Here is a 20970-nt window from a genome sequence, read left to right on the forward strand (position 1 = left end):
CTACCGTACGTTCAGAAGCATGACGAAGGCAATCAGCGTCATCGGACTCCACAAGTCCTTCGGGCGCACCCACGCCCTCGACGGCCTCGACCTCACCGTCGAGACCGGCGAGGTCCACGGCTTCCTCGGCCCCAACGGCGCCGGGAAGTCCACCACCATCCGGGCCCTCCTGGGCCTGCTGCGGCCCGACTCCGGCGCCGCCCGGCTCCTCGGCCGCGACCCCTGGCGCGACGCCGTCGAGCTGCACCGCCGGATCGCGTACGTCCCCGGGGACGTGACGCTCTGGCGCAACCTGTCCGGCGGCGAGGTCATCGACCTGTACGGGCGGCTGCGCGGGAACGGCGGCCTCGACAGGGCCCGGCGGGCCGAGCTGATCGAACGCTTCGAGCTCGACCCCACCAAGAAGGGCCGCACCTACTCCAAGGGCAACCGGCAGAAGGTCGCCCTGGTCGCCGCCTTCGCCGCCGACGTCGACCTGCTCGTCCTCGACGAGCCGACCAGCGGCCTCGACCCGCTGATGGAGGAGGTCTTCCAGAGCTGTGTCGAGGAGGCCCGCGACCAGGGCCGGACCGTCCTGCTGTCCAGCCACATCCTCAGCGAGGTCGAGGCGCTCTGCGACCGGGTCAGCATCGTCCGCAAGGGCCGGACCGTCGAGTCGGGCTCGCTCGCGGAGCTGCGGCACCTGACCCGTACCAGCGTCACCGCCGAACTCGCCGGGCCGCCCGACGGCCTCGCCCGGCTGCCGGGCGTCCACGGCCTGGACGCGCAGGGCAGCCGGGTCAGGTTCCAGGTCGACACCGACAAGCTCGACGCCGTCCTCCGCTCCCTGACCGCTTCGGGCGTACGGAGCCTGACCTCCACCCCGCCCACCCTGGAAGAGCTCTTCCTCCGGCACTACACGGACGAGGTGGCGTCATGACCCTCGCCGGCACCGGCGCCCTCACGCGGCTCGCGCTCCGCCGCGACCGGCTGATGCTCCCCGTCTGGGCGCTCGTCACCGGCGGCATGGTCGCGAGCGGCGCCGGCTCCCTGGAGGGGCTGTACTCCACGGCCGCCGAGCGGGCCGAGCTCGCCGCCTCCATGACCGCCAACAGCTCGATGCGCGCCCTGTACGGGCCGGTCTTCGACGACTCCCTCGGAGGGCTCGTCGCCTGGCGCTTCGGCACCTTCGGCGCGGTCCTCGCCGCCGTCGCGAGCCTGATCGTGGTGGTCCGGCACACCCGCGAGGAGGAGGAGACGGGCCGTCAGGAGATGCTGTCGGCGGGGGCCGTGGGCCGCCGGGCCCCGCTGACGGCGGCGCTCCTCGCCGCCCTCACCCTCAACACGGCCGTCGCCCTCGTCGTCACCGCCGGCCTCGCCGGACAGGGCGCGGCCGGGGCGCTCGCGCTGGGCCTCGCGATCGGCGGCACCGGCATGGTCTTCGCGACCACGGCCGCGCTCGCCGCCCAGTTCACGGAGAGCGCCCGGCTCGCCAAGGGCCTGTCGGCCGCCGTCCTGGGCCTGGCGTTCGCCCTGCGCGCGGCCGGCGACTCCGGCACGGCGGACGGTTCGTCGGTGCTGACCTGGGTCTCGCCGATCGGCTGGGCCGAACACGTCCGCGCCTTCGCCGGCGAACGCTGGTGGGTGCTGCTCCTGATCCTCGCCGCCGTGCTGGCGCAGACGGCGGCGGCGTACGCGCTGACCGCCCGCAGGGACGTCGGCGCGAGCTTCCTCGCGACCCGGCCGGGCCCGGCCGAGGGCCGGCTCGCGACGGCCGGGGCGCTCGCCTGGCGGCTCCAGCGCGGCACGCTCCTCGGCTGGTCCCTCGGCTTCCTGCTCGGCGGGCTCGTCTTCGGCGGGATGGTCGAGGGCGCGGCCGACATCGTCGGCGACAACGAACGGGCCCGGGAGATCTTCGAGCGGATGGGCGGCCAGAGCGCGCTGACCGACGCCTTCCTCGCCACCATGGTCTCCCTCCTCGGGATGCTCGCCGCGCTGTACGCGGTCGGGGCCGTGCTGCGGCCGCACGGGGAGGAGACCTCGGGCCGGGCCGAACCGCTCCTCGCGGGCTCCCTCGGCCGGCTCCGCTGGGCCGCCGGGCACCTGGTGATCGCCTTCGGCGGTTCGGCCCTGATCATGGTCCTCGGCGGGCTCGGCCTGACCCTCGCGTACGGGCACGAGGCCGGCCCGGTCCTCGGCGCCGCGCTCGTCCAGCTGCCGGCCGTCTGGACGCTCGCCGGGCTCGCGGTCCTGCTCTGGGGCGCCGCTCCGAAGGCCGCGACCGCCGCGTGGGGCGTGGCCGGGCTCTGCCTGGCCCTCGGCTGGATCGGCCCCGCCCTCGACCTGCCGCGGGCCCTCCTGGACGCCTCCCCCTTCGGGCACCTGCCGAAGCTGCCGGGCCCGGACATGGCCTGGACGCCGGTCCTGGTCCTGACGGCCCTGGCGGCGGCCCTGACGGCGGCGGGCCTGGCGGGGCTGCGCCGCCGGGACGTGCTGACCTGACCGCCCGGGGGGTCACACCTCCACGAGCAGCTCCTCGAAGCCCCGGATGACGTACCCCGGCTTCCACACCGGTTCCGCCGCGAGCCTCAGCCCCGGCGCGCGCCTCAGCAACTCGCCGAACACGGCGGTCAGTTCGAGGCGGGCGAGCGGGGCGCCGAGGCAGTAGTGGATGCCGGCGCCGAAGGTGATGTGCGGGTTGTCGGCCCGTTCGAGGTCGAGGACGTCGGCGGTGGGGCCGAAGCGGGCGGGGTCGCGGTTGGCGGAGCCGAAGAGGAGGGCGACCTCGGAGCCGCGCGGAACGGTGACGCCGCCGAGCTCGATGTCGTCGAGGACCCAGCGCTCGAACATCTGGAGCGGCGTGTCGTAGCGCAGGAGTTCCTCCACAGCTGTGGACAACTTTTCGGGATCCGGACGGACGCCCTCCCTGAGCAGCGTCCACCAGCCGTTGACCGTGGTGTTCACCGTGGCCTCGTGGCCCGCGTTGAGGAGCAGGACACAGGTGGAGATCATCTCCTGTTCCGTCAGCTCCTCCACCGCGATCAGGGACGAGATCAGATCGTCCCCCGGGCTCTTCCGCCGACGCGCGATCAACTCCCGCAGATAGTCCGAGAACTCCACCGAGGCCTCGACCGCCCGCCGGGCCGTCTCCTCCGAGGGGTTCAGCTCGAACATCCCGCAGATCGCCGCCGACCAGGGACGCAGCCGCCCCCGCTCCTCGTCCTCCGCCGGGATCCCGAGCATCTCGGCGATCACCGCGACCGGCAGCGGCTCGGCGACGGCGGACAGCAGATCGCCGCCGCCCGCCGCGACCAGGTCCCCGACCAGCCCCGCGGCGAGGCCCCGTACCGTCGGCGCCAGGTTCTCCACCGTCCTCGGCGTGAACGCCTTCGACACGAGCCGCCGGATCCGGGTGTGGTCGGCCGCCTCCAGATCGAGCAGCCCGTGGTCGTTGAGCGTGTGGAACGGCTCGTGCGCGGCGTCCGGCGCCTCCCGCCCGAACTCCTCGTGCGTGAAGCGATGGGTGTACGTCCGGCCCAGGCGCCGGTCCCGGAGGAGGGCCGAGACGTCCTCGTAGTGCGGGATCAGCCACTGACGGGTGGGGGCGTGCCAGTGGGCGCGGCCGGCGGCGCGCAGCTCGGCGTAGGCGGGGTAGGGATCGGCGACGAACTCCGGGGACCAGGGGTCGTAAGCAGCGTCAACAGCGTCCATGCCCGGACGCTACTCCCCCGACCGGATCCCGCCCCCGTACCGGCGCCTCACCCGCCGACCCGCACCAGCCCCGCCTCGTACGCGAAGACCGCCGCCTGCGTGCGGTCGCGCAGGCCCAGCTTCACCAGGATCCGGCTGACGTGCGTCTTGATCGTCGACTCGGCCACCACGAGGTGGTCGGCGATCTCGGCGTTCGACAGGCCCTGCGCGATGAGGACGAGGACCTCCGTCTCCCGCTCGGTCAGCTCCCCGATCTGCGCCATCGCCGGCGGGCGCGGAGAGCCCGGCGCCTTCGCGAACTCGGTGATCAGCCGCTTGGTGACGGTCGGCGCGAGCAGCGCCTCGCCGGCCGCGACCACCCGGACGCCGTCCGCGAGCTGCCGGGCCGAGGCGTCCTTGAGGAGGAAGCCGGAGGCCCCGGCGCGCAGCGCCTGGTACACGTACTCGTCGAGGTCGAAGGTGGTCAGGACGAGCACCTTCGCGTCCGCGTCGGCGGCGACGATCTCCCGCGTGGCCTCGATGCCGTTCAGCTCGGGCATCCGGATGTCCATGAGGACCACGTCGGGGCGGAGGGCGGCGACCTGTGCGATCGCCTCCCGGCCGTTGACCGCCTCGCCGACGACCTCGATGTCCGGCATCGCGCCGAGCAGCACCGAGAAGCCCTCGCGGACCATCATCTGGTCGTCGACGATCAGTACGCGGATCACGGCTGCGGCTCCTCACGGGTCTCTTCGCGGCTCACGGGGACGAAGGCCGTCACCTCGTAGCCGCCGTCGTCGGTGGCCTCGGCCGTCATCTCCCCGCCCAGCATCGTCACACGCTCCCGCATGCCGGTGATGCCGTGCCCGGCGCCCATCGAAGGGGACGGGCGCAGCCCTCCGTCAGGAGTGGTGGCCGGGTGGCGGGTGGGCTTCACCGGACCTCGGACCGGTCCGTTGGCGATGCGCAGACCGAGACCGCCCAGGACGTAGCTGACCTCGACCTTCGCAGCCGCGCCCGGCGCGTGCCGCAGCACGTTCGACAGGGCCTCCTGGACGATCCGGTACGCGGAGAGCTCCACGCCCTGCGGCAGCTCGCGCACCGCGCCGGTCACCGTCTTCGTCACGTCGAGCCCGGCCTCGCGGACGTTGCCGACGAGCGCGTCCAGGTCGGCGAGGGTCGGCTGCGGCGCGTCGGGCGCCTCGTAGTCCTCGGCCCGGACGACCCCGAGGATGCGGCGCAGCTCGGTGAGCGCGGCGACGGCGTTCTCCCGGATGGTGAGGAAGGCCTGCTCCAGCTCCGGCGGCGGGTTCTCCACCCTGTAGGGCGCGGCCTCCGCCTGGATGGCGACCACCGACATGTGATGGGCGACGACGTCGTGCAGCTCACGGGCGATGGTCGTCCGCTCCTCCAGGAGGGTCCGCTTGGAACGCTCGACGGCGGTGACGGTCTCCTGGGCGGTGACGTCGCGGCGCGCCTGACGGCGGACCTGGACGACGGTGACGGCGAGCAGGGCGAGGGCCGAGACGAACAGCAGGGGCATCGAGTCGGAGCCGCGGCCCACCCCGAGGAACATCTCGGCGAACAGGGCGTAGCCCGCCGTCCCGGCCCACATCCACCCCGCCGTACGGGGCCCGGTGCGGGCGGCCACGACGGTGAGGACCACCAGATGGGCGGCGAAGGCGTTGTCCGTCCAGGGCCAGCCGCTCCAGTAGCCGCCCAGGAACGCCAGGAAGGGCGTCGAGGCGAGGGACGCCCAGAAGGCGAAGACCGGCCTGATCAGCGTGGCCAGCACGATCGCGGGCGACACCCAGGCGAAGACGAACGCCGCGGGTCCGAAGCCGTCGTCGACGCGGTCGTACCCGATCAGGAAGACGACGAAGGCGCAGAAGGCGACCACCGCGTGCGGGAACAGGCCGGCGTAGACGCGTATCCGCTTCGGCAGCCGGCGCGCGGGCCCGCTGTCCACGTCCATGCGCGGCAGCGGCCGGTAGGCGAAGGCGTCGTGGAAGAGTTCCTGGCGCAGCCCGCCGAGCGCCACCTGCACCAGGCGGAACTCGGGGCTGCGGCTCGTCTCGGGGGACTGTGTCTGGGTCACACCGAAACGGTACGGGCGGCGGGGGACCCGGTCGTCCCGCTGGATGCGGATCCTTCCGGGTCCCCCTTGAGGACTAGGGCGGGCCTCAGGAGACGTTGTTGAACTTGGTGCCCTCGCCCGCGTACAGGTTCGTCGTCATGCGCGCGAACGGCGCCGTGGCCGAGCCGGTCGAGCGGTAGACGTACGTGCCGCCCGACCCGTACGCGATCAGGTCCGGGCGCCCGTCGTTGTCGAGGTCGCCGGCACCGACGAGCTGGGAGAAGACACCCCAGCCGCCGCCGATCCTCACCCGGGGGGCGAAGCCGCCGGCGCCGTTGCCCTGGTAGAGCCAGAGGACGCCGTAGGTGTCGCGGGCGACCAGGTCACCGGCGGCCGTGCCGGCGATGTTCCCGACGGCGGTGATGTGGTTGTAGATCTGCCAGCCGCCGCCGATCCGGACCCGCGGCGCGTACGGCTTCGCGTAGTTCCCGGTGCCCTTGTAGAACCACAGGACGCCCGCGCCGTCCGTGCCCACCAGGTCGGCACGGCCGTCGCCGTCGAGGTCCGAACCGCCGGTGATCTTGTTGTAGATCTGCCAGCCCGTTCCGACCTGCACGCGGGGGGCGAACGTGCCGTCGCCCTTGCCCAGGTAGAGCCACTGCACGCCGGAGCCGTCGACCGCGATCAGGTCGCCGGTGGCGGCACCGCCGGCGTTGCCGACGGCCTCGATCTGCTTGTACACGCCCCAGCCCGTACCGATGCGGGTGCGCCCGGCGACGTTGACCTGGCCGTTCACCGGCCGGTCCCGCAGGTCGTCGCGCCACAGCACGCCGGAGGTGTCCCGGGCGAGGACGTCGGTGGAGCCGTTGTTCGTGTAGTCGTGCGGGTTGGGCGTCCGGCTGAGCTCCATACGCCGGGTGTCCCGGATGGTCTCTCCGATGGCATCGACCTGCGTGGCCTGCATCGCGACCGTGTACGCGCCGTTCGGTGCGTCGTCGGTGTGGGGTGCGTTGGGTCCGAAGACCTCGCCGGCCCAGTCGAAGGAGAAGCGGGAGGTGCCGTCCGTGACGGGTCCGAGCTGCTGGCGGAAGACCTTGCCCGTCGCGATGTGGGTGAGCGTCACGTCCATGGTGGCGTCGGGGCGCGACAGCGTCCACCCCAGCGCCACCTTGCCGCCGCTCTTGTCGAGGTTGACCGTCGTGGGGACGTGGGACTGCACGACGGCCAGGGGGACGCCGAGCTCCATGTCCGCGATCTTGGTGACGGCCAGGTCGCCGTTCTCCGCGTTCCCCAGCCGGAACAGGCCGCGGGTGCCGTCGGGGCGCTCGCCGCTGACCACTGACGTGCCCTCGCCCTCGGCCGCCAGACCGGTCGTACCGGAGCCGTTGGTGACGGGGCGGCTGTCGCCGGAGGACAGGGAGTAGGCCCTGACGCCCGCCGACGGGTTTCCGAGGATCAGCCAGTCGCCCGCGAGCGCGGTGAGGTCGGTCTCCGCGGCACTGAGGATCTTCGTGGTCCGCTTCGGGTCCTGGCCGCGCGAGACCGTCGTGAGGGTGATCGCGGTGCCCTCACGCTCGTACCAGCCCACGTACGACTCGGAGAACAGCAGGTGGCTGAAGTCGATGCCGCCCTCGTCGGCGCCGTACGTGAGAACGACGGACCCGGAGGCGATGTCGATGACGGACCGACCGCCGGCCACCGGGTCGCTCTTGCTGGCCATGTGGCCGACAAGGACCTGCCCGTTCACGATCGGCGCGTCGCTCCAGAAGTGCTGGGCGTAAGCGGGCAGACCGGTCACCGGCTCGGTCTCGAGCGCGGCGCCGTTCCTGGTCACCACGAGCAGCTCCGCCTCGCCGTCGCCCTTCTGTACCTGCGCGAGGACGCTCGTCGGGCCGAGGACGGTCACGTAGGAGGCGTTCAGGGAGGAAAGGTCGATGGTCACGCTCGGGGCGGCCGGGTCGGCCATGTTCCGCAGGGTGACCGCCCGCATGTCGCGGGCGGACGGCGCGTCGCCGACGACGAGCACGTCGCCGCCGGCCGAGGCCCACCCGCCGCCGTCCGGCACCGCGACCGGCGTCGGCGTCCCGCCGTCGTACGGGGTCCAGAGCAGTGCCGAGGTGCTGCCACCGGACACGAACCGGTCGTGCGTGAGGAAGCCTGAAGGCCCTGTGGCCAGGACCTGAGCGCCCGTCGGAAAGACGGGCAGAGTGCTGGTCTCGGCGGCCGCCTGGGCGGGTGCCGCGAAGACCGCCGGTGCCGTCGCCAGGGCGCCGGCACCGAGGGCCGTGACGGCGAGGACTGCCGTCACGGCCGAGGCCAGACGGGTACGGGTGGTGCGGAGCTGCAAGGTGAAACCCCCACGAGGAAGATCGGGCACGGGAGCGTGTGCCCGATCAGACTCGTGATCCGTTCGAAGGGTTGTACGGAATCTCAGGGGAATCCCGGATTCCGAGCCCGCCCGCCGCTCACCACGCCAGCTGGGCGATCTCCTCCGCCACCACCGCGCACGCGTCCGCCGCCGGGTCGATCAGCGGGAAGTGGCCGATGCCCTCCAGGAGCGTCAGGCCGACCTCCTCGCCCGCCTTCGCCGACGCCTCCGCGTACGCGTCGGCCACCGCGTACGGCACGACGACGTCCTCGCGGCCCTGGACGAGGGTCGTCGCGATGCCGGTCGGCAGGAGGGCGGCGGGGTCCGCGGACGCCGCCCTCGCCGCGTACTCCCCCTCGCCGCCGAGGAGTTCCGTGACCGCGCCGCCGCACACCCCGAGCTCCACCGCCCGCCCGAAGTGGGCGATCGGGGCGAGGGCGACGACCCCGCGCAGCTCCGGCGGGGCGGGGAGCCGCCACGGGGAGTCCGCGGGCAGGACGTGCCGGGCGGCGGCCCACAGCGCGAGGTGGCCGCCCGCCGAGTGGCCGGTGAGGACGGTCCGCCGCGGGTCGGCCTGCGGGAGGTGCGCGGCGGCCAGGTCCGTCACGGCGTCGAGCGCCGCCGCCACGTCGTCGAAGGTCTCCGGCCAGCGCCCGGCGACCGGGGCCGTGCCGCCCTGACGGGGGAGGCCGGAGCCGCGCCGGTACTCGACGTTCGCCACGGCGAAGCCCCGGCGGGCCAGGAAGTCCACGAAGGGGGTCAGGTGCCGCCGGTCGTACGGCGCCCGCCAGGCGCCGCCGTGCAGGGCGACGACGAGCGGGGCCCGGGTGCGCCCGTCGCGCGGGGCGTAGAAGTCGACCACCTGGTCCGGGTGGTCGCCGTACGCGGCGGTGGCGTCCGGGGCGACGGCCGGGTGCGAGAAGGCCGACGCCTCTTCGGCGGCATCGCGCGCGGCGGGGTCCGGCATGCTGTTCCAACCTCTCGGGTGCGGGGCCGAATCGGCCTGACCTGCGGGGACGGTACCAGGACCGGAGCCCCCGCAGATCAGGCGATGATCCGACCTACGCGCCCGGTATGTCCCGCAGGACGTCCGCGAGGATCCGCGCCGCCCGCTCCGCGTCCGCGAAGCCGACGTACAGCGGGGTGAAGCCGAACCGCAGGACGTCCGGACGGCGCAGGTCCCCGACGATCCCGCGCTTGATCAGCTCCGTCATGACGGCGGGCGCCTCCGCGCAGCGCAGCGCCACCTGGCTGCCGCGCTCGGCGCCCGCGCCGGGGGTCACGGAGGTGACGCGGCCCTCGGGGACGTACGCCTCGACGCACTCCAGGAAGAAGTCCGTCAGGGCGAGGGACTTGGCCCTCACGGCCTCGATCGCGACCCCGTCCCAGACGTCGAGCGCCGCTTCGAGGGCCAGCATGGACAGGATGTCGGGCGTGCCGACCCGGCCCCGGAGCGCGCCGGACGCCGCCTCGTAGCCGGGGGTCATGCCGAACGGGTCGGCGTGCGAGTTCCAGCCGGGCAGCGGCGAGTCGAAGGCGGCCTGGTGGCGCTCGGCGACGTACAGGTACGCGGGCGAACCGGGGCCGCCGTTCAGGTACTTGTAGGTGCAGCCGACGGCCAGGTCGACCCCGTGGGCGTCCAGGCCGACGGGCAGGGCGCCCGCGCTGTGGCACAGGTCCCAGACCGCGAGCGCGCCCGCCGCGTGGAGCGCGGCGGTGAGCCCGGGCAGGTCCTGGAGCCGGCCCGTGCGGTAGTCGACGTGGTTGACGAGGGCGAGGGCGGTGCGGTCGCTCACCGCGGCCGCCATGTCGGCCGGGTCGCATGCCACGATCTCGTGACCCGTCAGCCGTGCCGCGGACTCGGCGATGTACCCGTCCGTGGGAAAGGTCGTCGCGTCGACGAGGATCTCGTCCCGGTCGTCGCCGTTCAGCCGGGCGGCCGCGACGACCGCCTTGAAGACGTTCACGCTCGTCGAGTCGCCGACCACGATCTGCCCCGGGGCGGCGCCGACGATCGGGGCGATCCGGTCGCCGATCCGCTCGGGCGCGGTCCACCAGCCGGACTCGTCCCAGGAGCGGATGCGCAGCTCGCCCCACTCGCGGGTGATGACGTCGGCCATGCGGGCCGGGACGTGCGCGGGCAGCGCGCCGAGGGAGTTGCCGTCGAGGTAGACGGTCTCCTCGTCGAGGGCGAACTTCTCGCGGTGCCCGGCGAGGCCGTCGGCCGCGTCGAGCTCCAGGGCCCGCCGGAGGAGGTCGTCGGCGTCCGGGCGCCCGGCCTTCTTCTCGTACGGCTCAGACATGGCTGCGGGCCGTCCAGAGCTCGGGGAACACGTTCTTCTGGGCCCGCTTCTCCAGCCAGGCCACGCCGGCGGAGCCGCCGGTCCCGGTCTTCGCGCCCATCGCGCGCCGGGTCGCCACCAGGTGGTCGTTGCGCCAGCGCCAGACCAGCTCGGCGACGTCGCTCAGGGCCTCGCCGAGGCGGACGAGCTCGCCGTTCTGGTCGGCGTCCGCGTAGATCCCGGCCCAGACCGCCTCGACCTCGGGCGAGGGCTCGTACCGCTGCGCCAGGTCGCGGCCCAGGACCGAGGCCGGCACGGGCAGGCCGCGCCGGGCGAGGAACCCGAGGACCTCGTCGTACAGGCTGGGCTCGTGCAGCGCCTTCTCCAGCTCGGCGTGGACGCGGGGCGCGCCCCGGTGCGGGACGAGCATGGACGCGGACTTCTCGCCGAGCAGGAACTCCATCCGCCGGTACATCGCCGACTGGAAGCCGGAGCCCTCGCCGAGTGCCGCCCGATAGGCGTTGAACTGGCCGGGGGTGAGCTGGGCGAGCGGCCGCCAGGAGTGGTTGAGGGCCTCCAGCTCGCGCACCGAGCGCTTGAGCGCGTCCATCGCGACGGGGACCCGGTCCTCGCGCAGGGCGCGGCTCGCGGTCTCCCACTCGTGGACGATCACCGTGAACCACAGCTCCATGACCTGGGTCGTGACCAGGAAGACCATCTCGCCGGGGTCGTCCGAGCGGAGGTGCTGGAGGTGGGTGAGGACGTCCGCCTGGACGTAGTCCTCGTACGGCGTCGTGCCCGCGAAGTCGAGGTTCGGGTCGTCGACGACCGAGCCGGCTCCGGAGGCATCGGGGAAGGTGGACATTTCTGTCTCCTCGATACGGGCTACCGGGTAGCGGTCCGCTCCACCGCGCGCTCTGCTGGGCGCCACGGGAGCTCCGGTCCCCTCGGGAGGCGTGCTTCTTCGCGCGCGTCCCAAGCGCATCATGACACGATCGGGCCCGTGATGTAGATCCCCTCTTCGTCATACGGAAAAGCGTTCGATCGGCAGCCGTTCAGGCCCTTGATCTGCTGCATCATGGCGGGCGCGAGCCTGCCCGGGCCCGGGCAGCCCATGTGCGAGCGGATGCCGATCTCGTGTCCCACCTCGTGGTTGATGATCAGGTGCCGGTACTCCGCCGGCTCCCCCGCGAAGGTCGGCGAGCCGAGCATCCACCGCTTGAGGTTCACCACGACGCCGTCGACGGTCTCGCAGTTCAGCTCGCCGTGGGTGTTGTAGCCCTGCCGCGCGCAGAGCGCGTCGGCGGTGTCCGGGGTGGCGATCCTGATGACGAAGTCGGCGTTCTCCGAGACCAGCTGGAACCGGCCCCGGCCGTGCGCGGCCCAGCCGCGCGGATGGGCCAGGATCCGCTGGATCTCCGCGGCCGTCTCGCGCGCCGAGAGCGCGATGCCGTCCTCGACCTGGACCCGGTAGCGGCGCAGGGTGCCGCCGTGGCCGACGGGCGCCCCGGAGGCCCGGGCGGTGGTGAAGGCGCCGGAGCCGGACTGCGGGACGGTGGTCCTCTCCGGCGCGGGCCCGGCCGTGGGGCGCCGTGTCCTTTCGGGGGCCGGCCCGGAGGGCTTCGGCGGCGGCTTCGGCTTCGCCGTCGCGGGCGGGGCGGTCGGAGCGGCCGTCGGCGGTCCCACCGCCCCGGGGGCCGCCGTCACGTCCGGAGCCCCGCCCCGCAGGTGTGCGAGCGCGGCCCCGGCGCCGAGCGAGACCATCGCCAGGACCAGGGCGGGCAGGGCCAGACGAGGCCCTGACCTGCGTTTTCTCCTCGTTCCCCGCCGTCCTGCGGATAGAGCACGTTTTCCCACGACAGACTCCCCCCTGGGTCCTGCGGTTCCGGGGATCGTACCGGCCGCTTCGAACGCCTTCGAACGGAACGGGCGGACGAACCGGTCGGGACGGGCGGATCAGGCCACCGGCGACCGCAGCTCGATCACGCTGATGTCCGGGGCCGTTCCGACCCGGACCGGCGGGCCGAAGAAGCCGGTCCCGTTGGTGACGTACACCTGCGTGTCCCCGACCCGGCCGAGGCCGGAGAGGACCGGGTTGGAGAGGGCGGCGACGGCGGTGAGCGGGAACATCTGGCCGCCGTGGGTGTGGCCCGAGAGCTGGAGGTCCACGCCGTTGCGCGAGGCCTCCTCCGCCAGGACGGGCTGGTGGGCCAGGAGGACCAGCGGGTCGGCCTCGTCACGGCCCCCCAGCGCCCGGCCGAAGTCGGGCCCCCGGCCGTGCTCCTCGCCGGTGACGTCCTCCACCCCGGCCAGGTCCACGGCGGCGCCGTTGTGGGTGAGGGTGAGGCGCTCGTTGAGGAGCGGGCGGACGCCGAGGTCGCGCAGCTCGCCGACCCAGCCCTCCACGTCGTCGTAGAAGTACTCGTGGTTGCCGGTGGCGAAGTAGGTGCCGTGCCGGGACTCCAGGGAGCGGAAGGGCGTGATCGCGGAGCCGAGCTGGCGGCTGGTGCCGTCGGCGAGGTCTCCGACGATCGCGACCACGTCGGCCTCAAGGCCGTTGATCATCCGGACGACGCGCTCGGTGTGCGAGCGGCCGAGCATGGTCCCCAGGTGCAGGTCGCTGATGACCGCGATGCGCAGGCCGGACGCCCTCGGGTCGAGCTTCGGCAGCACGATCGGCACCCGCTTGATCCGCGGGTCGCCGAGCGCGACGGACACCCCGTACCCGGTGGTGCCGAGCGCGGTCGCCCCGACGATCGCGCCGACCGTCCGGCCGAGGAAGAGACGCCGGCCGACCAGCCGGGGCGCGGGCGTGCCGGCACCGTCCCCGGCCCCGGCCGGAGGCGCCGCCGGCACCCCGGCCGGCCCGTTCGCCCCGGTCGTCCCGGCCGTCTCCCCGCGCTCCCCCGTACGGAGGTCCACGGACGTCGTCGCCGCGCCCGCCGCCACCGGCTCGGGCGCCACGGCCGGGACGGGCTCAGGGACGGACACGGGCGCCGGGACGGACACGGCCGCCGCCCGCTCCTCCGCGCGGATGCGCCGTGCCAGGAGCGCGCGCGGGACCTCCGCCACCGCGAGCCCGGTCAGCAGGTACAGCAGCACCCCGATCAGGACGTATCCGGGCCAGGCGATCCAGCGCCCGTCCGTCGGCCCCAGGTAGGGGATGGAGATCCGGGTGGCGGGCGCGAGCACCGCGGAGACCACGACGGCGGCCGTGCCCAGGGCGCGGCCCCGGGTCCCGGGGCGGGTGGTGTCGCGCACCAGGCGGACCCACAGGTAGTAGTGGATGATCGCGGAGCCCACGACCATGGCCGCGTAGAGGCCGATTCCCAGCATGGGGTGCTTCTCTCTTCCGTTCCTTGCCGACGAGGGGCCCGGGGGCGGCCCGTCGCGCGGGCCGCCCCCGGACCCCGGGGTTCTCCGTCCGGTCGGTCCGCGCCGGTCAGTCCGCGATGCCGAAGCGGGCGTGCAGGCGCTTCAGCGGCGCCGGGGCCCACCAGTTGGCCCGCCCGGCCAGCCGCATCAGGACGGGGACGAGGACGGCGCGGATGAGGGTGGCGTCGACGAGGATCACCACGACCATGCCGAGGCCGAGCATCTTGAGGTAGACGATCCCGGAGGAGGCGTAGGTCGCGAACGAGGCCGCGAGGATCACCGCCGCCGCCGTGATCAGCGGGCCGCTGCGCTCCAGGCCCCAGGCCACGGCGGCCGAGGTGTCGCCGGTCCGGTCGTACTCCTCCTTGATCCGGGACAGCATGAACACCTCGTAGTCCATGGACAGGCCGAAGGCCGTGCAGAACATCAGGATCGGGATCGACGGCTCCAGGGTCCCGGTGGAGGTGAAGCCGAACAGCGAGGAGAGGTTGCCGTCCTGGAAGATCCACACGAGGGCGCCGAACATCACCGCCATGGAAAGGGCGTTGAGGACCATCGCCTTCAGCGGGATCAGCAGACTGCCCGTCATCAGGAAGAGGATGACGAAGGTGACGAGCAGGATCAGGCCGAAGACGACGGGCAGCCGGTCGACCAGGACGCTGCGGAAGTCGCCGAGTTCGGCCGGGTAGCCGCCGACGCGCACCTCGTCCGCGGGGCCGGCCGCCGCGCGGACGTCGGCCAGGATCCGGTCGGGGTCCGCGGAGAGCGCCTTCTGGTTCGGGACGGCGGAGAACCACGTGTCGGCCCCGTCGGCGAACCGCCGGGACGCGTCGTTCGGGCCGAGGATCCGGCGGCCCTCCGCGTACGAGCCGGTCAGCGCGTCGACCTGCTGGACGCCGGGGACCTCGGAGAGCGCCAGCGCGGTCTTCTCGATGTCGCCCGAGCTCTCGGCCGTACCCGGCAGGCCCTTGCGGAGGACCTGCAGCGCGTCCATCTCCTCCGCCGCGAAACCGGCCCGGATCTGGTCCTGGACCACACGGCTGGACGTCGAGGCGGGCAGCACCCGGTCGTCCGGCGTGCCGAAGGTGATGCCGAGCGTCGGGGAGGCCAGGGCGAGCAGCACGGCCAGCGCCGGAACGCCGTACGCCAGGGGGCGGCGCATCATCCGCAGGGCGGTGGTGTGCCACCAGCCCGTCCCGCCGGCGGGGGCGGGCTTCTTGCGCTGGATGCGGTGGCCGAGCCGGGTCAGCGCGGCCGGAAGGATCACGAGCGCGGCGAAGACCGAGGTCAGGACGACCGCGATGCCCGAGTACGCGAAGGAGCGCAGGAACGGGAAGGGGAACAGCATCAGGCAGGCGAGCGACACGATGACCGTGAGACCGCTGAACGCGACCGTGCGGCCCGCCCGGCCTACCGCCTGCCGGGTCGCCTCGGCGACCTCGCGCCCGGCCGTCAGCTCCTCGCGGAAGCGGCTGATGACGAAGAGCGAGTAGTCCACGCCGAGGCCGACGCCCATCACGAGCGTGAGGTTGGCGGCGAACGTCGACACGTCCGTGAAGGAGGTCAGGATGCGCATCAGCGCCAGGGTGGTGACGACCGAGAAGAGCCCCATGCCGAGCGTGAGCAGCGCCGCGTTGAAGCGCCGGTAGATCAGGGCGAGGAGCAGCAGCACCAGCGGGAAGACGATCAGTTCGGCGCGCAGGAAGTCGGTCCGCGCCTGCGCGGCCGCCTGCCGGAACACCTCGTCGCCGCCGCCGACCTCCACCCGCACGGTGGCGTCGTCACGCGCGAACTCCGGCGAGAACTCGGCGAGTTTCGTACGGGCCTCGGTCACCGTGCCCGCCATGCGGGCGATGACCAGCGCCTGCCCGAAGTCCTCCGAGCGCATCACGGGGGAATCGCCGCGGGACCAGAACGAGGCGGTCTCGGCCACCCCGTCCTGCGCGGCCAGCTCCTTCTCCAGGGCCCGTCCCGCCCGCTCCACGGCCGGGCTGTCGACCCGCCCCTGCTTGGCGGTGACGAGCAGCAGCACGCTCGGCGTCCCGGTGTCGAACTGCTTCTCCAGCGCGGTCCGGGTGTCCACCGACTCCGACGACGGGGACTCGAAGCGGCTGAGGACGAGCCGGTCCATCGCGCCCGCGGCCAGCACCAGGCCGACCACGGCGAGGGCCACGCCGATCCAGATCACCAGGCGGGGGCGGCCCGCGATGCCGGAGCCGAGACGGTGCAGGGCGGAGTCTTCGGGGCCGGAGCCGGTGGAGGCCCCTGCCCCCGGGGCGGGGCCCGGTCGGGGAGTGCGGGACGAGATGGCCACGTCGGATCGCTTTCTGTCAGGAGGTGGACGGAAGGGGGAAGGGGGAGGGACCGGGCCCCCCGGGGGAAGTGGGGCCCGGTCCCGGTCTCGGGGGCCGGGTCGTCAGGCGTGCCGGCGCAGCCAGCGGTCCACCCGGTCGTAGAGGCGGTCCGCGTCGTGGTCGACGGTCACGAAGTGCCCGGACCTCGGCAGGGTCAGCTCCTCCACGTCCTCGCTCGCGGTGAAGAGCGACGGGTAGCGCTCGACGCCCTGGCGCAGGACGTCCTTGGCGCCGAACGCCAGGAACACGGGCTGTTCGATCCGGCCGATCAGGGAGAGGTCGGTGAGGATGCCGGACGGCTCCGAGGCCATGACCCCGCAGGGGTTGCGCGGCCAGAGCGGGGTGACGGCCCGGACGACCGCGGGGTCCGCGTCCGGGCCGAGGCCGCCGGCGAGGAAGTCCTCGCGCACCGGGTCGAAGTGGACGTACCCCTCGGGGTCGGCCGCCTTCGCCTTGTGCTCGCCGCCCTGCCGGCAGACCTCGTAGGCGGCGAGGAAGCGGCGGTTGGTCTCCCCGGTGACGCCGACGGCGGCCCAGCCGGTCAGGACGAGCCCGTCGACGTCCCCGAAGGAGGCGGCGACGGTCTCGGCGACCAGCGCCCCGCTGGAGTGCCCGGCGAGGAAGACCTTGCCGAAGCGGTACGGGGCCCGCCCGGCGTCCGGGGCCTTCGCGGCGTCCGGGGCCTTCGCGGGGCGCTCGCCGGCCGTCGGGGCGCCGTCGATCGTGTACGTGCCGGCGCGGAGCTGCCCGACGACCTGGTGGGCGATGTCGGCGTGCGCCCCGCTGCACGAGGCGAAGCCGTCGGGGATGTCGCTGCTCCCGTAGCCGAGCCGGTCGATCGTGACGGAGGCGTGGCCCCTGCGGGCCAGCTCCCGGACGTGGTCGCGGCCCTCGACGTCCAGGCGCCAGATCCACTCGCCGGTGTTGGTGCCGTGGACGTACAGGGTCACCGGGGGCCGGCGGCCGCCCGCGAGGAGCGCGCGGGGCGCGGTGAGGTGGCCTCGGACCGTGTACGTACGGCCGTCGGTGGTGCACTGGCTCTTCGTCCGGTTGACGTTGCGGACGACGAAGGAGACCGGCAGGTCGACGGGGTCGGCGGCGGACGCGTCCCGGACCGTCGTGCCCCCGGCGGCCGGGGACGCCTCCGGGGTCACCGTGACCCGGCGCTCGGGACCCACCGCCGGTCCGGCCGGCTCGGCGACGGCGGCGGTGGCCACCAGTTCGCAGGTCACCATGGCGACCGCCGCGGCGGACACGGCGGCACGGACGAGCCCGGCCCGCAGGCCGCGGCGCCGTCGTCGCGCGGGGTGCGCGGGAGCGGGGGTGCCGGTGTTCACGGCGTGAGTCCCTTCTGTTCGAGCCAGTCGGCGAGGAAGTCGTGGATCTGCCGCGCCCCGCGCTCCAGCGCGAGGAAGTGGCCGCTGCCGCGGACGGTGAGGAGCGCGGTGTCGGCCGTCCCCGTGAACCGGGCCCGGTGTGCGGAGCCGCCCCCGACCCTGCGGTCCTCCGCGCCGAGGACCAGCGCCACGGGCACGCGGATGCGGTCGAGCCGGCGGGTGTCGACCAGGACGCCCTCCAGCTGCGCGGCCTGCTCGCCGCAGGAGTGCCTGCTCTGCCGGGCGAGCGCCACGTCGAGGACCCGGGGGTCGGTGTCGGCGAAGTTGCCCTGCGCGAACTCGCGCGGGCCCGGGTCGAGATGGACGTATCCCACCGGGTCGTCCGGCGCGACCGCCGGGACACCGCCCTGCATGCAGGAGGTGAGGGCGGCGAAGAACCGGGCGTCGTCCTCGTCGGTGAGCCCGCCGTCGCTCCAGCCGGTCAGCACGAGCCCGTCCACGTCGTGGAAGGAGTACGCGGCGATCTGCGCGATCTGCGCGCCCCGGTCGTGCCCGGCGAGCGCCACCTTCCCGAAGCGGGGCGCGGTGGCCCGCCCCTTCACCGTGTACGCGCCCGAGCGCAGCAGGCCGACGATCTGGTGCGTCATGTCGGCGGCCCCGCCCAGGCAGAGCTGCCGGCCGTCGGGCCGGTCGCTGGCCCCGTACCCGACGCGGTCGAAGGTCAGCGAGATCTGGCCGCGGCGGGCCATCTCCTCGCTGTGGTGGTATCCGGGCACGTCGACGCGCCAGTACCACTCGGCGGCCTCGAAGCCGTGCTGGTAGACGGTGACCGGGGGCCTGCCGGGGCCCGGCCGGTCGAGCAGCCCGGCCGGGGCGGTGAGGTGGCCCCGGACCGTGTACGTGCGCCCGTCGGTGTTGCAGGCCAGGGCGGACCGGTTCCGGTTCACCACCCGGAACTCCACCGGCAGGTCGACGATCCCCCCGGCCTTCATCCGTTCCGCCGTACGGGCGCGGGCCTGCCCGGCGTCGTACGACCGCCCGGCGGCCGTCTCCGGCGTACCGCCCCCGTCCTCGCCGAGCGCGCCCGCGACGGGCGGGCCGCCGAGCACCACGGCGACGGCGAGCCCCGCGGCCGCCCTCCTCAGACCTCTGCCCACGTCCGTGTCCCTCCTTGTTCCCCACGGGTCCGGCCGGACGGACCGTCCGGGACGGTCCGGTCGTCGCGGTCGGTCCGGTCGTCGCGGCCGGGCCGGTCGGGTTCCGTCCCCGCGCCGGCCCCGGCGCCCTCCTCGCTCAGCCCGAACCGCGCGTGCAGCCGCCGCAGTCCGGCCGGGGCCCACCAGGTGGCACGGCCGCCGAGGGCCATCACCGAGGGCACCAGGAGGCACCGCACGACGGTGGCGTCCATGACGACCGCGAGGGCCACCCCCGTCCCGAGCACCATCGTGTTCGTGATGCGGGACCAGCCGATGGCGACGAGCACCACGGAGAGGATCAGCGCGGCGGCGGTCACGATGCCGCCGGTCCGCCTCAGTCCCCGCTCCACCGCGGCCCGGTCGCCGGCGCCCCGGTCGTGCTCCTCCTTCATCCGGGCGAGCAGGAACACCCCGTAGTCCATGGAGAGTCCGAAGGCGAGGCAGAACATCAGGACCGGGACCGTGGTGTCGACGAACCCCGTCGGGGTGAAGCCGAGGACCCCGGACAGCCGGCCGTCCTGGAAGACCCAGACGACGGCGCCGAACATCGCCGTGAGGCTGAGGGCGTTGAGCACGACCGCCTGGAACGGGATCAGCACGCTGCCGGTGAGCAGGAAGACCAGCAGCAGCGTCGTGACCACGATGAGCGCCAGCGCCCAGCCGAGCCGTCCCGTGATGCTGTCCTGGGTGTCCACCAGGGCCGCCGCCTGTCCGGCGGGCCGTGCCTCCACTCCGGGCGCGGTGCGGATCTCCCGCATCTCCCGGACCAGTCGCTGGCTGCGGGGCGAGACCGTCTCCACCCCGTGCACCGGGACGACCTGGACCCAGGCCAGGTCGCCCGACTCGCGCAGGGCGTCGACGGGGGTGCGCGGCTCGGTCCTGCGGCCGTCGGCGAAGACGCCCGCCGGGGTGCGCACCTCGGCGACGTCGGTGAGTTCGGAGACCTTCGTCGCGTACGCGGCGACGGCCTCCCCCGAACCTCCGGCCCCGCCGGCCCGGACGCCGCTGACCAGGACGTCGACGACCGCCGTCTCGCTGCCGTCGAACCGCTCCCGGACGATCTCCTGCACGGTGCGCGGCTCGGCCCCCGCGGGCAGCTGCCGGTCGTCGGCCATGCCGAACTCGGCCCGCAGGAAGGGCAGTCCGAGCAGGACGAGCAGGGCGAGCGATCCGGCCGCGAAGACCGGCGCGCCCCTGCCGGTGACCGTCCGGGTGAACCGGGACCAGGCCCGGCCGGCGCCCGGGGTCCTCCCGGCGCGGTCGCGGCGGAGGAGCCGGCGCAGCGGGCGGACCGGGTCCAGGGCGTCCACGCGGTGGCCGAGGACCGACAGCAGCGCGGGGAGCACGACCAGGGCCGCGGCGGCCGCGATCAGCACCACCGACACGCCCGCGTAGGCGAAGGACCGCAGGAAGAACAGCGGGAAGAGCAGCAGGGCCGCGAGCGCGACGGAGATGGTGAGCGCGGAGAAGACCACGGTGCGCCCGGCGGTGGCCAGCATGGTCCGGACGGCCTCCGGCACCGGCCGGCCCGCGGCCAGCTCGTCGCGGAAGCGCCGCAGCATCAGCAGGGCGTAGTCGATGGCGAGGCCGAGGCCGAGCGCGGTGGTCAGGCTCTGGGCGAAGACGGACACGTCGGTGTAGCCCGCGATCACCCAGAGGACCATGTTGGTGCCGGTGATGGCGACCACGCCGACGGCGAGCGGCAGCAGCGCGGAGACCGCGCTGCGGAAGACCAGGACGAGGACGAGCAGGGTGATCGGCAGGGCGAGCAGTTCCGACCTGACGAGGTCCTCCGCGATGGTCGTCTCGACCGTGTTGAGGATCTCGCCGGTCCCGCCCGCCCGGACCGTGAGCCCGTCGTGCGCGCCCCGGTAGGCGGCGGCGAGCCGCTTCGTCGCCCGGCCCACCGCCGCCTCGTCGCCGTCGACGTGGGCGGCGACGACGGCGTACTCGCCGTCGGTCGACTTCAGCGCGTCCGAGCCGCTCTGCCAGTACGACACGACGCCGCTGACCGCGTCCTCGTGGGCGAGGCGGTCGGCGAGCCGCAGTCCGGTGCGGGCCGCCTTCCGGTCGTTGACGCCGTCCGGGGCGTGCGCGAGCAGCACGAAGTTCGGGCTGCTCGCGGGGAAGTGCTCCTCCAGGACGTCGGCGGCGAGGGCGGACGGGGCCGAGGGGTTCTCGGTCCCCTGTCCGGCCCGGAGACGGTCCGCGGCCCCGGAGCCGAGGACCGCCGAGAGCACGACGAACAGCAGGGCCGCGAGGAGCACGGCCCGCGGGCTCCTCGACACGGCGGCGGCGAGCGGACGCAGCAC

15 protein-coding genes are annotated in these 20970 nt (G+C 74.0%); 2 read left to right on the top strand and 13 right to left on the bottom strand.

Annotation, left to right across the window (positions count from 1 at the left end):
* Positions 1–19 precede the first annotated feature (19 nt).
* A complete protein-coding gene (locus tag K7G60_RS02010; protein WP_225799001.1) occupies positions 20–919 on the top strand; it encodes an ABC transporter ATP-binding protein in 900 nt (299 codons plus the stop codon).
* Positions 916–2481 carry an ABC transporter permease gene (locus K7G60_RS02015; protein ID WP_225799002.1) on the top strand — a complete coding sequence of 522 codons (1566 nt, stop codon included), beginning with the start codon at positions 916–918 and terminating at the stop codon, positions 2479–2481. The genes K7G60_RS02010 and K7G60_RS02015 overlap by 4 nt, the downstream gene beginning before the upstream one ends.
* Positions 2482–2493: 12 nt before the next feature.
* Here K7G60_RS02015 and K7G60_RS02020 read toward each other — a convergent pair whose 3' ends face one another.
* The 13 genes from K7G60_RS02020 to K7G60_RS02080 all read right to left on the bottom strand — a co-directional run bounded on the left by K7G60_RS02020 (position 2494) and on the right by K7G60_RS02080 (position 20970).
* Positions 2494–3690: a cytochrome P450 gene (locus K7G60_RS02020; protein WP_225799003.1), complete on the bottom strand. Its 1197-nt coding sequence runs from the start codon at positions 3688–3690 to the stop codon at positions 2494–2496.
* Between the two features lie 47 nt (positions 3691–3737).
* Positions 3738–4397: a response regulator transcription factor gene (locus tag K7G60_RS02025; protein ID WP_093875333.1), complete on the bottom strand. Its 660-nt coding sequence runs from the start codon at positions 4395–4397 to the stop codon at positions 3738–3740.
* Positions 4394–5767, bottom strand: coding sequence for a histidine kinase (locus K7G60_RS02030; RefSeq protein ID WP_225799004.1), 1374 nt, complete (start codon positions 5765–5767; stop codon positions 4394–4396). Before K7G60_RS02030 ends, K7G60_RS02025 begins: the two co-directional genes overlap by 4 nt.
* 85 nt (positions 5768–5852) lie before the next feature.
* Entirely contained in the window at positions 5853–8093 is a 2241-nt protein-coding gene (locus K7G60_RS02035) for a VCBS repeat-containing protein (protein ID WP_225799005.1), read from the bottom strand.
* Positions 8094–8211: 118 nt separating this feature from the next.
* Complete coding sequence (locus K7G60_RS02040) at positions 8212–9081, bottom strand: alpha/beta hydrolase (RefSeq protein WP_225799006.1); 870 nt, start codon at positions 9079–9081, stop codon at positions 8212–8214.
* Positions 9082–9175: 94 nt separating this feature from the next.
* Positions 9176–10417 carry a kynureninase gene (kynU, locus tag K7G60_RS02045; protein WP_225799007.1) on the bottom strand — a complete coding sequence of 414 codons (1242 nt, stop codon included), beginning with the start codon at positions 10415–10417 and terminating at the stop codon, positions 9176–9178.
* Positions 10410–11261 (bottom strand): tryptophan 2,3-dioxygenase family protein, encoded by an 852-nt coding sequence (locus tag K7G60_RS02050; RefSeq protein WP_093875328.1) that lies wholly within the window; start codon positions 11259–11261, stop codon positions 10410–10412. The genes kynU and K7G60_RS02050 overlap by 8 nt, the downstream gene beginning before the upstream one ends.
* 119 nt (positions 11262–11380) lie before the next feature.
* Positions 11381–12160: a DUF3152 domain-containing protein gene (locus K7G60_RS02055; protein ID WP_225799008.1), complete on the bottom strand. Its 780-nt coding sequence runs from the start codon at positions 12158–12160 to the stop codon at positions 11381–11383.
* Positions 12161–12352: 192 nt separating this feature from the next.
* Entirely contained in the window at positions 12353–13732 is a 1380-nt protein-coding gene (locus K7G60_RS02060) for a metallophosphoesterase (RefSeq protein ID WP_225799009.1), read from the bottom strand.
* Positions 13733–13838: 106 nt separating this feature from the next.
* The gene (locus tag K7G60_RS02065; protein ID WP_225799010.1) at positions 13839–16085 is read right to left on the bottom strand and encodes an MMPL family transporter; all 2247 of its coding nucleotides are present in this window, start codon (positions 16083–16085) and stop codon (positions 13839–13841) included.
* Between the two features lie 102 nt (positions 16086–16187).
* Positions 16188–17462: an alpha/beta fold hydrolase gene (locus K7G60_RS02070; RefSeq protein WP_225799011.1), complete on the bottom strand. Its 1275-nt coding sequence runs from the start codon at positions 17460–17462 to the stop codon at positions 16188–16190.
* The gene (locus tag K7G60_RS02075) at positions 17459–18619 is read right to left on the bottom strand and encodes an alpha/beta hydrolase (RefSeq protein ID WP_225799012.1); all 1161 of its coding nucleotides are present in this window, start codon (positions 18617–18619) and stop codon (positions 17459–17461) included. Before K7G60_RS02075 ends, K7G60_RS02070 begins: the two co-directional genes overlap by 4 nt.
* Positions 18604–20970, bottom strand: coding sequence for an MMPL family transporter (locus K7G60_RS02080; protein ID WP_308079950.1), 2367 nt, complete (start codon positions 20968–20970; stop codon positions 18604–18606). The genes K7G60_RS02075 and K7G60_RS02080 overlap by 16 nt, the downstream gene beginning before the upstream one ends.

The sequence above is a fragment of the Streptomyces sp. NK15101 genome (assembly GCF_020400725.1).
Taxonomy (GTDB): domain Bacteria; phylum Actinomycetota; class Actinomycetes; order Streptomycetales; family Streptomycetaceae; genus Streptomyces.